This is a genomic window from Streptomyces sp. NPDC031418 (genome assembly GCF_055581605.1).
In genome coordinates this window covers 100789-113100 of the sequence record NZ_JBVIJC010000025.1, presented here as the reverse complement: position 1 = coordinate 113100, position 12312 = coordinate 100789, and the positions used below count along the sequence as shown (strand labels likewise).

Annotated in this window: 8 protein-coding genes; 4 read left to right on the top strand and 4 right to left on the bottom strand. The window is 73.9% G+C overall.

Going from position 1 to position 12312, the window contains the following annotated elements; all coding sequences use genetic code 11:
- Positions 1-102: 102 nt before the first annotated feature.
- On the bottom strand, positions 103-1341 hold the full coding sequence (locus tag ACZ5CZ_RS31430) for an SAV2148 family HEPN domain-containing protein (protein ID WP_385840672.1): 1239 nt from the start codon (positions 1339-1341) through the stop codon (positions 103-105).
- A 294-nt stretch (positions 1342-1635) separates the two neighbouring features.
- On the opposite strand from ACZ5CZ_RS31430, the gene glgX reads away from it, so the two are divergent.
- Positions 1636-3744: a glycogen debranching protein GlgX gene (glgX, locus tag ACZ5CZ_RS31425; RefSeq protein WP_385840671.1), complete on the top strand. Its 2109-nt coding sequence runs from the start codon at positions 1636-1638 to the stop codon at positions 3742-3744.
- 111 nt (positions 3745-3855) lie between these two features.
- Here the strand turns inward: glgX and ACZ5CZ_RS31420 are convergent, their stop codons facing one another.
- Positions 3856-5136 (bottom strand): MFS transporter, encoded by a 1281-nt coding sequence (locus ACZ5CZ_RS31420; RefSeq protein WP_468947710.1) that lies wholly within the window; start codon positions 5134-5136, stop codon positions 3856-3858.
- An 81-nt stretch (positions 5137-5217) separates the two neighbouring features.
- Here ACZ5CZ_RS31420 and treY point away from each other — a divergent pair, with 81 nt between their 5' ends.
- Positions 5218-7587, top strand: coding sequence for a malto-oligosyltrehalose synthase (treY, locus tag ACZ5CZ_RS31415; RefSeq protein ID WP_468947708.1), 2370 nt, complete (start codon positions 5218-5220; stop codon positions 7585-7587).
- 269 nt (positions 7588-7856) lie between these two features.
- Positions 7857-9107, top strand: a complete 1251-nt coding sequence (locus ACZ5CZ_RS31410) for a M14 family zinc carboxypeptidase (protein ID WP_468947706.1) — start codon at positions 7857-7859, stop codon at positions 9105-9107.
- Between the two features lie 28 nt (positions 9108-9135).
- Here ACZ5CZ_RS31410 and ACZ5CZ_RS31405 read toward each other — a convergent pair whose 3' ends face one another.
- Positions 9136-9615: an SSI family serine proteinase inhibitor gene (locus tag ACZ5CZ_RS31405; protein ID WP_468947704.1), complete on the bottom strand. Its 480-nt coding sequence runs from the start codon at positions 9613-9615 to the stop codon at positions 9136-9138.
- 160 nt (positions 9616-9775) lie between these two features.
- Positions 9776-10327: an FHA domain-containing protein gene (locus ACZ5CZ_RS31400; protein WP_450787507.1), complete on the bottom strand. Its 552-nt coding sequence runs from the start codon at positions 10325-10327 to the stop codon at positions 9776-9778.
- Positions 10328-10519: 192 nt separating this feature from the next.
- Between ACZ5CZ_RS31400 and treZ the strand changes: the two genes are divergently transcribed.
- The gene (gene treZ, locus ACZ5CZ_RS31395) at positions 10520-12265 is read left to right on the top strand and encodes a malto-oligosyltrehalose trehalohydrolase (protein WP_385840663.1); all 1746 of its coding nucleotides are present in this window, start codon (positions 10520-10522) and stop codon (positions 12263-12265) included.
- The last annotated feature ends 47 nt before the right edge of the window (positions 12266-12312 follow it).

Sequence of the window (12312 nt, the reverse complement as noted above, 5' to 3'; positions counted from 1 at the left end):
GGGTGATCCCCCTCCTTGGTGGTGCTTTCCCCCAGTGGGCTCCACCATCGCACGCGGCACTGACAATCCGAGGGGCGCGTTCCGCCCGGGACCGCGGGCCGTTCAGGAGACGGGGCGGGAATCCGCCCAGGCCAGCTCGAACTCCTCCCGATAGGTGGAGAAAAGTCCGGCTTCGCCCACATCGTCCGACCTGACCAGCTTGCTGCCGTTGCGCAGCACCAGTACCGGTGACTCCATGCCCCGCGCCCCGCGCAGATAGGACTGCACCACGGCGACGCCGTCGGCACCGTCGCCGTCGACCAGGTAGGCGGTGAAGCGGGGCGTCTCGTCGTACACCTGGATCTCGAAGGCGCCCGGGTCGCGCAGCCGGGAGCGCACCCGGCGCATGTGCAGGATGTTCATCTCGACCGAGCGGCTCAGCTCGCCGCGCTTCATGCCCAGTTCGCGCTCGCGGCGCTTGACCGAGCTGGAGGCGGGGTTGAGGAAGAGCAGCCGCACCCGGCAGCCGGACTCGGCGAGCCGGACCAGGCGCCGTCCGGAGAAGTTCTGCACCAGCAGGTTGAGGCCGATGCCGATGGCGTCCAGGCGCCGGGCGCTGCCGAAGATGTCCTCGGCCGGGAACTGGCGCAGCAGCCGTACCCGGTCCGGGTGGACGGCGACGACGTCGGCGTACCGGTCGCCGACCAGGTCCTCGACCGCGTCGACGGGCAGCCGGCGCGCGGAGGGCACGTCACCGCCCGCGCCGAGCATCTCCAGCAGACGGGCCGAGGCCCGCTCGGCCTGGCCGAGGACCGCCTCGGACAGCGCACGGTTGCGGGAGACGACGTTGCGGGTCACCTCCAGCTCGTCCAGGGCGAGTTCGAGGTCGCGGCGCTCGTCGAAGTACGGCTCGAAGCACGGCCAGTGCTGCACCATCAGCTCGCGCAGCTGCGGCAGGGTGAGGAAGCTGAGCACGTTGTCGTCGGCCGGGTCGAGCAGATAGCCCTTGCGGCGGCTGACCTCCCGTACGGCGACCGCGCGCTGCACCCACTCCTGGCCGGCCGGACCGGCCGCGGCGACCACCCAGTCGTCCCCGTGGACGGGTTCGTAGACGGGCCGCAGGACGGCGGCGACGACCGCGCGCAGCCGCTGTTCGACGAGGTTCAGCCAGATGTAGGCCCGGCCGGCCCGCTGGGCGCGGGTGCGCACCTCGTGCCAGGCGTCGGCGTCCCAGTCCAGCTCCGGCCCGATGGATCCCGCGTCCATCGGCCGGGCCAGGGACACCGCGCCGGGCGGGACGTCCGCGGAGTTCCCCTCATGACCCTCGTCACCAGGGGGCAGCTCCAGCCCTCCCGAGCCCACCCGTGCACCGCCTTCCGCTTTCCGCGCTTCTCCCCGTCTCAACGATCAAGGAAGGGTACTCCGGGAGCGGTACGCGGTGCAGCCGGATGGACAGGTCGGTTTCCCGGATGGTTTTCTCAACTCCTCTGCCTTCCACGGCCGTTCCGCCGTGGCCGTGCGCGGGGAGTGAGCGGATTCATAGCCGCCGTGCGCGAGCCGCACTGACCCCGGGCGCGGGACGCCCGCCGCACTTTCCGGGAGACTCGCTGGGCGACCGGCCCCCGGCCGGGCGGCACACCTGGGAGAGTCGTGTCCATGCAGGTCTGGCCTGGAACGGCGTATCCGCTCGGCGCCACCTATGACGGCGCCGGAACCAACTTCGCGGTCTTCACGGAGGCCGCGGACCGAGTAGAGCTGTGTCTGCTGCACGACGACGGCTCGGAGACGGCGGTGGAACTGCGCGAGAGCGACGCGTTCGTGCGGCACGCATACCTGCCCGGTGTGATGCCGGGGCAGCGGTACGGGTTCCGGGCGCACGGTCCGTACGACCCCGGGCGCGGACTGCGCTGCAACTCGGCGAAGCTGCTGCTCGACCCGTACGCGAAGGCGGTCGCCGGGGCCGTCCGGTGGGGCGAGGAGGTGTACGGCTACCACTTCGGGGCGCCCGAGCGGCGCAACGACCTGGACTCGGCGCCGCACACCATGACCTCGGTGGTGATCAACCCGTACTTCGACTGGGGCGACGACCGGCCGCCGCGCACCGAGTACCACCACACGGTGATCTACGAGGCCCATGTGAAGGGCCTGACCATGCGGCATCCTGGGCTGCCCGAGGAGCTGCGCGGCACCTACGCGGGGCTCGCCCATCCGGCCGTCATCGAACATCTGACGGAACTGGGGGTGACGGCCCTGGAGCTGATGCCCGTACACCAGTTCGTGAACGACCACCGGCTGGCCGATCTGGGGCTGAGCAACTACTGGGGTTACAACACCATCGGCTTCTTCGCCCCGCACAACGCGTACGCCTCCTGGGGCGACCGGGGCCAGCAGGTGCTGGAGTTCAAGTCGGCGGTGCGGGCGCTGCACGAGGCCGGCATCGAGGTCATCCTGGACGTCGTCTACAACCACACCGCCGAGGGCAACCATCTGGGGCCGACGCTGTCCTTCAAGGGCCTCGACAACCCGTCGTACTACCGGCTCGCCCAGGACCGCCGGTACTACATGGACACCACCGGCACCGGAAACTCGCTGCTGATGCGGTCCCCGCACGTGCTCCAGCTGATCATGGACTCGCTGCGGTACTGGGTCACCGAGATGCATGTCGACGGGTTCCGCTTCGACCTCGCGGCGACCCTGGCCCGGCAGTTCCACGAGGTGGACCGGCTGTCGTCGTTCTTCGATCTGGTGCAGCAGGACCCGGTGGTGTCCCAGGTGAAGCTGATCGCCGAGCCGTGGGACGTGGGCGAGGGCGGCTACCAGGTGGGCAACTTCCCGCCGCTGTGGACCGAGTGGAACGGCAAGTACCGCGACACCGTGCGGGACCTGTGGCGGGGCGAGCCGCGGACGCTCGCGGAGTTCGCCTCCCGGCTGACCGGCTCCTCCGACCTCTACCAGGACGACGGGCGCCGCCCGCTCGCCTCCATCAACTTCGTCACCTGCCACGACGGCTTCACGCTGCACGACCTGGTGTCGTACAACCACAAGCACAACCAGGCCAACGGTGAGGAGAACCGGGACGGCGAGAGTCACAACCGGTCCTGGAACTGCGGGGCGGAGGGCCCGACCGACGACCCCGGGGTGCTGCGGCTGCGGGAGCGCCAGATGCGGAACTTCATCGCCACCCTGATGCTGTCCCAGGGTGTGCCGATGATCAGCCACGGGGACGAGTTCGCGCGCACCCAGCACGGCAACAACAACGCCTACTGCCAGGACAACGAGGTGGCGTGGCTGGCGTGGCCCGAAGAGGGCGGCACGCTGCTGGACTTCACGCGCGCGATGGTGTGGCTGCGGCGCGACCACCCCGTCCTGCGGCGGCGCCGCTTCTTCCACGGCCGTCCGGTGGAGGGCACCCATGACGACCTGTCCGACATCGCCTGGTTCACCCCGGAGGGGCGGGAGATGACACAGCGGGACTGGGACTCGGGGCGGGCCTCCGCGCTGACCGTGTTCCTGAACGGCAACGCCATCTCCGAGCCCGGTCCGCGCGGGGAGCGCATCACCGACGACTCCTTCCTGCTGATGTTCAACGCCTCCCCCGAACCACTGGAGTTCGTGGTGCCGGTCGACCACGGCCGGCAGTGGCAGCTGGTGGTCGACACCGCCCAGGAGGACGGAGTACCGCCGGGCACCGGGGAGAAGGTGGCGGCCGGCGACCGCATCACCCTCCCGGACCGCAGCCTGACAGTCCTCCAACGCCCCGCCTGACACCCCGCCGGGCCGGCCCCGTCCACTGAGGCCGGCCCCCGACCTGGCTCGGCTCGCGCCCACGCGCGCGTGGGCAGGCGGGCGCCCTTAAGTCGTCAGCCGTGTCCTGGGTCAGGTCGCGTCCGCGCGTGCGGGGTTGGTGGATTCGGTCGGGGGCAGGAAGGGTGCTGGGCGGGCTGTCAGCGCGATGGTGAAGGTGAGGGCCGCGGACGCGGTTGCCGTCGCGAAGGCTGCCGAGGGGCCGTGGGAGTCGGCCAGGGGGCCGGTGGCGGCGACCGCGAGGGCCTGGCCGGCGACCAGGGAGCTGGTCGCGGAGGCCATCGCCTCGGCCAGCCGGGACGGTGGCACGGCGCGTTCGGTGAGCCCGAACACCGTGACGAGGTGCGGCGCGTAGGAGGCGCCGAGGACCGTGACGACCGCGTACAGACCGGGCAGGCCGTGGGTGACGGGCAGCGGCAGCGACAGCAGGAGCGCGGCGCCGGTCGCCAGCCGCCAGCGCGTGCGCAGCCCGATCCGGGCCGGTACGGCGGCCATGCCGAACCCCGCGAGCGCGCTCATCACCCCCATGGCCGCGTACACGAGCCCCGCCTGGTCCTCCTGCCCGAGCCGGGCGGTGAGCGCGGTGATCCCGGCCTGGCAGGCCCCGAACATCGCGCCCTGAAGCGCCAGTGCGGCCCGCAGGGCGTGCACGGAGCGGGGCATGGGGCTGCGGGGCATGGGGCTGCGGCGCCCGGGGGTGGGGCCGGCCGGGGTCGGTCGTACGGCGTGGGCGGTCGGGTGGAGGGCGAAGGCGGTGCCGCAGGTGGCGGCGAGGAGCGCGGCGGCGGCCAGCGCGTACGCCGGATGGGCGAGCACGGCGGCGAGGCCGACCAGGGCCGGGCCGAGGACGAAGGACAACTCGTCCAGGGTGCTCTCGAAGGACAGCGCGGCGCCGACCGTGTGCTCGGGGGCGCCCGCGCGGCGGGCGAGGGCGACCAGCCGGGCGCGGGCGAGCGGCCCGACGAGCGGCACGGTGGCCCCCGTGACGGCCCCGAGGAGGGCCAGGAGCGCCGTGGGCAGCCCGGCGAGCGCACCGGTGACGAGGGCGGCCGTGGCGAGCGCGTGGGCGAGCGAGAACGCGAGCACGACCGGACGCTGCCCGTGCCGGTCGGCGAGCCGTCCCACCAGCGGCCCGCAGACCACCTGGCCGAGCGCGAGGGCCCCGCCGGTCAGCCCGGCGGCGGACAGCGAGCCGCTCGTGCGGGCGACGAGCAGCACGCTGCCGAACTGGACGGTGGCCGTGGGCAGCCGCCCCAGGAACGACACCCCGGGCAGCAGCGGCCCGGTCAGGCCGATCACGTCCCGGTAGGTGTCCCGTGTGCGGCGCGGGCCCGGTTTCCCCGTTGTTCCCATCGCTCGACGCTAGGCACACGTGCGGGGGGCCGTGCAGGGGGCGATGACACGAAAGACGGCGGGCGGGGTACGTAGCTTTCCATGACCTCTGCGCGCCCCCGGCCCCAGGTGCCCACGGCCACCTACCGGCTGCAAGTGCAGCCCGCGTTCCCGTTCGCCGCCGCCACGGCCGCCGTGCCGTACCTGGCGTCGCTCGGCGTGTCGCACCTGCATCTGTCCCCCGTCCTGGAGGCCGTACCGGGCTCCACGCACGGCTACGACGTCGTCGACCCCGCGCGCGTGCGCGAGGAACTGGGCGGCGAGGCGGGCCTGCGCACGCTGGCCCGGACCGCGCGGGAGCACGGTCTGGGGCTGGTGGTGGACATCGTGCCGAACCACATGGCGATGGCGCCCCGGCACAACCGGGCCCTGTGGGAGGTGCTGCGCGCGGGGCCCGGATCGCCGTACGCGCGCTGGTTCGACATCGACTGGGAGGCGCAGGGCGGCCAGGTGCTGCTGCCGGTGCTCGGCGGGCCGGTCGGCGAGCAGCTGGCACACCTGGTGGTCGACGGGGACGTGCTGCGCTACCACGACCACGCCTTCCCGCTCCGCCCCGGCACCGAGGAGCTGCCGCTGCCGGAGCTGCTGGACGCGCAGTGGTACCGGCCGGTGTGGTGGCGGCTGGCCCGCACCGAGCTGAACTACCGCCGGTTCTTCAGCATCTCGGAGCTGATCGGGGTGCGGGTCGAGGACCCGGAGGTGTTCGAGGCCACCCACGCCAAGATCCTCCAGCTGGTGCGGGAGGGCGTGATCGACGGGCTGCGGGTCGACCATCCGGACGGGCTCGCCGACCCCGAGGGCTATCTCACCCGGCTGCACGAGGCGACCGGCGGCTGCTGGACGGTGGTGGAGAAGATCCTCGCCGACGGCGAACGGCTGCCGGTCTCCTGGCCGGTCGCGGGCACCACCGGCTACGACGCGCTGCGGCACGTCGACGGCCTGTTCACGGACCCGGCCGGGGCGGCGGAACTCCTCACCGAGTACCGGCGGTTCGCGGCCCCGCAGACGGACCGGGGCGGCGACTGGGACGCCACCGCCCGCCGGGCCGCCTACGAGGTGCTCCGGCACGAGCTGGCCACCGAGGCCGACCGGCTCACCCGGGTCGCCGCCCGGCTGTGCGCCGCCTCCCCGGACCTCTCGCTGCGCGACCGGGCGCCCTGGGCGCTGCGCACCGCGCTGGAGGAGCTGCTGGTACGGCTGCGGGTGTACCGGCCGTACGCCGGCGGCGAGGTGGCCGAGGTCGTCACCGCCGAGGCGGCCGAGGAGGCCCGGCATGCCTTCGTGGTGCCCGAGGAGGCCGGCGCGGTGGACGTCGTACGCCGGCTGCTCCTGGAGCCGCCCGGTGACCCGTCGGCCCCCGACCACGCCGGCCGGGTGGAGTTCTTCACCCGGTTCGCGCAGACGGCGTCGGCGTTGCGCGCCAAGTCGGTGGAGGACACCGCGTTCTACCGCTATGTGCCGCTGCTGTCGGCGACCGAGGTGGGCGGCGATCCGGGCCGCCCCGGGGTGTCCCCGGCGGAGTTCCACGCGTACTGCGCGCGCGTGCAGCGCGACTGGCCCGCCACCGGCACGGTGGTCTCCACCCACGACACCAAGCGCAGCGCCGATGTGCGTGCCGCACTGGCCGTGCTCACCGAGTGCCCCGGACGGTGGGCGCAGCTGCTGGCCGAGGTCAGCCGGGGCGAGTCGATCGTGCCGGACGGCCAGCTGGCCTGGGCGGCCTGGCAGACGGTGTTCGGGCTGGGCCCCGCCGAGGAGGAGCGGGTCCGGGGGGCGCTGCTCAAGCATGTGCGCGAGGCCGGTCTGTACACCAGCTGGACGGAGCAGGAGCCGCCGTACGAGGAGGCGGTGACGGCGTTCGTCGGGGCCGGGCCGTGCGGTCCGCCGGGCGAGCGGGTGGCCGCGTTCCGCAAGGTGCTGGAGCCGTATGTGCGGGCCAACGTCCTCGGCACCGCGCTGGTCCATCTGACGATGCCGGGCGTGCCGGACGTGTTCCAGGGCACGGAGGGCGAGTACCGGGCGCTGGTGGACCCGGACAACCGGCGGGCGGTGTCCTTCCCGCCCGGGCTGCCGGGCGAGAAGGACGCGCTGACGGCGGCGGCGCTGCGGCTGCGCGCCCGCCGGCCGGACGCCTTCGGCCCGGCGGCGACGTACGAGGCGCTGGCCGCCGAGGGCCCGGCGGCGGAGCACTGTGTGGCCTTCGCCCGCTCCGGGGAGGTGGTCACGGCGGTGACCCGGCTGCCGCTGCGGCTCGCCGAGGCGGGCGGCTGGCGGGAGACCCGGCTGCCGCTGCCGCCGGGCCGCTGGACCGGTCTGCTCGCTCCGGGGCGGGAGTTCTCCGGGTACGCGCGCGTGGCGGAGCTTTTCGAACGGCTGCCGGTCGCCCTGCTGGAGCGCGCCCCGGAGGACTGAACCCAGCGTTGAGGCCGATCCGGAGGGCGGACGCGGCTCCGCCCGGCGCGGCGAGCGGGGCGGTCGGATGCGCCGGAGGCGCCGGGGGTGGTGCTGCTGAGGCCCGCGGGCCGTGCCGCGCCTCCTGAGGTGCACCGGGAAACGCAGGGGACGCGTCACCGCCCCGGGCCCGCGTCCGGGCGCCCCCGGGCGCCTCCCCCGCCGTCTCCTTGACAGTTCACCCGTCCCGTGCGGGACTGGGAGGGCGAAGCCGGGCGGACTAATCGGGGGTGAGTCTCCTGCCGGAGCTGCGCTACCCCAGCGTTCCCGAACTGGTCGGCTTTGCCCGGGCATTGACCACTCGGGCACCCGGGCTGTGCACGCTGCGCCAGGTGGGGCTCTCGCGCGCGGGACGGCCGCTCCATCTGCTGTCGGTGGGGCACGCGCGCCGGGCGGTGCTGGTGGTCGCGGGCGCCCACGCCAACGAGCCGACCGGCGGCAGCACCCTGCGCGTGCTGGCCGAACGGGTGGTGGCCGAGCGGGAGTTGCGGGCCGGCGTCTCCTGGCACTTCCTGCTGTGCGCGGACCCGGACGGGGCGAGCCTGCATGTGACGCCGGCGCCGCGCAGCCTGCTCGACTACCACCTCGGCTTCTACCGGCCGACGGGCGCGGAGCAGCCGGAGTGGTCGCCGTCGGTGCTGCCTCCGGACCGGCTGCCGCCCGAGACACGGGCGCTGACCGGGGTGATCGACGAGCTGCGCCCGTACCTCCAGGTGACGCTGCACGGCACCGATCTGGGCGGCAGCTGGGTGCAGTTGACGCGGGACGTGCCGGGCCTCGCCGAGCCGTTCGCCAAGTCCGCGGCGGAGCTGCACATTCCGGTGGAGACGGGCGCCTCGGACGCCGCGGGCTGGCCGGTCCTGGGGCCGGGGGTGCATGTCATGCCGGGCCCCGAGACGGGCGTCGCCTACCCGAGCATGCCGGACGACGCACGGCACAGCACCTGGTACCACGCGCACCGCTACGGCGGTCTGACGGCCGTGGTGGAGGTGCCGATGTGGGCGAGCGACCTGGTGGACGATCCGGCGCCGCATCCGGCGCCCGCGGTGGCGATGCAGCGGCTGGCCGGGCGGCTGCGGCGGGACGCGCTGGAGGTGGAGCGGATACTCGCCGACGCGCTGCCCCGCCTGGACGGCGCGGACGGTCCGCTGCTGCGGGCCGCGCGATGGGTGCTGGAGCTGGTGCCGGGGCTGGCCGAGGACTGGGTGCAGACGCCTCCGGCGGCGGGCACGATGGCGTACATCGGCAGCGTGGACGCCTTCGGCCGGCGGCTGCCGCTGCGGGCGGCGGCGATGCTGCTGCGGGTGCTGCGGGAGGCCGACGACCACGCGGCACCGCGGCTGGAGCGGCTGGTCGTCTCCTGGTGCGACTCCTTCGCGGTGCGTTTCCGGGCCCGCTGGGTGCCGCTGGAGCACCAGGTGGAGCATCAGTCCCGGACGGTGCTCGCGGCGGCCCGGCAGGCCCGGCAGCAGGACGCCTGAGCCACGGCGGACGGCCCCGGCGGCGCGTTCAGTCGTCCAGGGCGAAGACGGAGCCCGTCCGCGCGTTCATGACGCAGGTGTTGGTGTACGTCTGCCGGAACTCGACGGGCCGTCCGTGCCACCACCCGCGCGCGTGGGCGGTCACCGGCGCGTAGAGCATGGTGCAGAAGACGTTGCGGGGCGGGATGCGGCCGATGTCGCCGTCGGCGGCCGCGAGTTCGGCGCATGCCTCCGCCGCGTGCGCGTGCCCCTGCGGCGGGTCGCACAGCAGCAGCGTGCCGCGCGTGTCGCGGGTGTGGGCGTCGCCCCGGGTGACCGTCAGATACAGCCGGTCGCCGGAGCCGGACAGGGGTCCTGAGGCGCGGTCCGCCGCCTGGGCCGGGGCGGCGGCGAGGAGACCGGCTGCCGCCAGCAGCGCCCCGGCGGCCGCGGCCGTTCGGACAGGACGGATGCGGCCGGGGAGCGAAGTGGGACCGGCGAGCCTGGTGAGACCGGTGAGATGTGTCATCCCCGAAGCATCGGCGCGGCGGCGCGGATTCCGCAGCGCGCCGCTCCCGGCCTCACCCGATCGGGAGACCACACGCGCGCGTGCCGGAGCGCCAGTTCGAACCGGCGGGCCCGGACACACGCCCGCCCCTCGGAGGCACGGGCATGCGGGGCGGCGGCGCTCAGCTCACCGCGAGCCGGAAGGCCATTCTGCCGAAGGCGACCTGGTCGCCCTCGCGGACGACGACCGAGCCGATCACGCGGCGGCCGTTGACCGTGGTGCCGTTGGTGGAGCCGAGGTCCCTGAGGACCCACAGCTCGCCCTCGCGCCTGAGTTCGGCGTGCTCACGGGAGACCGTCTCGTGGGTCAGGCGCAGCCCACTGGCGGGGTCGCGGCCGATGCGCAGCGGTCCGCGCTGCGCGGGATGCGGCAGCAGCAGCTTGGGCAGCCGCTCGGCCTGCCAGGCCCGGCGCAGCCGTACCGTGAAGCCGGAGACGGCCTCCACGGTGCCGAGGACCGCCCGGGAGAGGCGGTTCTCGCGGGGCAGGTCGGCCACGAGGACGGCGAGTTCGTCGGCATGGCGGGCGGCGAGCGCCAGCTCCATGCGGTGCACGAACGTGTCGTGCGAGATGCGGCCCATCGCGACGCCGTCCCGCAGCACCTGCAACGCCTTGTCGCGCTGCGCGTCGGACAGCCGCGCGGGATAGGTGGGGAACTCGAAGGACGACGTCACGGAGGTGATTGTCGGTCAGTGAACCCCTGGTGTCCAGAAACCGTGGAATCGGTGCCCACCTGCGAGTACTGCCACGACACCGATCGGGAAAGGGATCGAATGCGGAGGCGGATCGATCGTCCTGGCGGCACGATGGGACCGCGGGACATCACGGTGAGCAGGCGATCCATCACAGACGAAGGGGAACCGTCCGTGCAGTTCGAGGTGTGGGCACCGCAGGCAGACCGAGTGACGCTCCAGTGCGCGGGCGACACGCGCGCGTTGGCGCGCGATCCTGCGCGGGCGGGCTGGTGGACGGGGGAGGCGGAGGCCGAGGACGGCACCCGGTACGGGTTCGCGCTGGACGACGGTCCCGTGCTGCCGGACCCGCGCTCGCGCCGCCAGCCGGACGGCCCGGACGGGCTGAGCGCGGTCGTGGACCATGGACGGTACGCGTGGCGGGCGTCGTGGGCGGGGCGCGGGCTGCCGGGTGCGGTGCTCTACGAGCTGCACGTGGGCACGTACACCCGCGAGGGCACTTTGGACGCGGCCGCCGACCGTCTCGGCCACCTGGTGGAACTGGGCGTGACCCATGTGGAGTTGATGCCCGTGTGCCCGTTCCCGGGGCGGCACGGCTGGGGGTACGAGGGGGTGTCGCTGTGGGCGGTGCACGAGCCGTACGGCGGCCCCGAGGCCCTGAAGCGCTTCGTGGACCGGGCGCACGAACTGGGGCTGGGCGTCGTGCTGGACGTGGTGCACAACCACCTGGGCCCGTCCGGTAACTATCTGCCGCGCTTCGGGCCGTACTTCACGGATACGCACACCACCCCCTGGGGTGCGGCGGTGAACCTGGACGCGCCCGGTTCGGACGAGGTCCGGGCCTTCCTCGTCGGCAGCGCGCTGGCGTGGCTGCGGGACTACCGGATCGACGGGCTGCGGCTGGACGCGGTGCACGCGCTGTACGACACGCGCGCGTGCCACTACCTGGAGGAGCTGTCGGCCGCCGTGGACGCGCTCGCCGAGGAGGTGGGGCGCCCGCTGTTCCTGATCGCCGAGTCGGACCTGAACAACCCGCGGTTCATCACCCCGCGCGCGGAGCAGGGCCTGGGGCTGCACGCCCAGTGGAACGACGACTTCCACCATGCGCTGCACACCGCGCTGACCGGTGAGTCGCAGGGATATTACGCCGACTTCGCCCAGGCCCCCTGCGCCGCGCTCGCCAAGACGCTCACCGGCGGGTACTTCCACGACGGCGGTTACTCCAGTTTCCGGGGCCGGAGCCACGGGCGTCCGCTGGACCGCGCGCGCGTGGCCGGGCACCGGCTGCTCGGCTACAGCCAGACCCACGACCAGGTCGGCAACCGCGCCCAGGGCGACCGGCTCGCGGCGTCCCTCTCCCCCGGTCTGCTGGCCTGCGCGGCCACACTGACGCTGACGGCGCCGTTCACGCCGATGCTGTTCATGGGCGAGGAGTGGGCGGCCGGCACGCCCTGGCAGTTCTTCACCGACCACACCGACCCGGAGCTGGCCGAGGCGGTACGGCAGGGCCGGCGGCGGGAGTTCGCGGCGCACGGCTGGGCCGCGGAGGAGGTCCCGGACCCGCAGGACCCGGCGACCCGCGAGCGGTCCTGCCTGGACTGGTCGGAACCCGGCCGCGATCCCCACGCGCGCGTGCTGGCCTGGTACCGGGAGCTGATCGCACTGCGCCGGGACCAGCCCGACCTCACCGATCCCGACCTCACCGACATCAAGGTGGCCTACGACGAGGACGCCCGCTGGCTGGCCTTCCGGCGCGGCGACGTACGGGTGGCGGTGAACCTGGGCAAGCAGCCGGCGGCGATCCCGCTGGGCACCGCCCGGGTGGAGGTCCTCGCCGCCTGGACCCCGGTGTCCACCCCGGGCCCGGACGGCCTGCTCCACCTCCCGGCAGAGTCCTCCGTGGTGCTTACCCAGCCCTGAGACACGGTGCTGCACGGCGACGGGGTCGCGGGAAGGGCGGTGTGCGC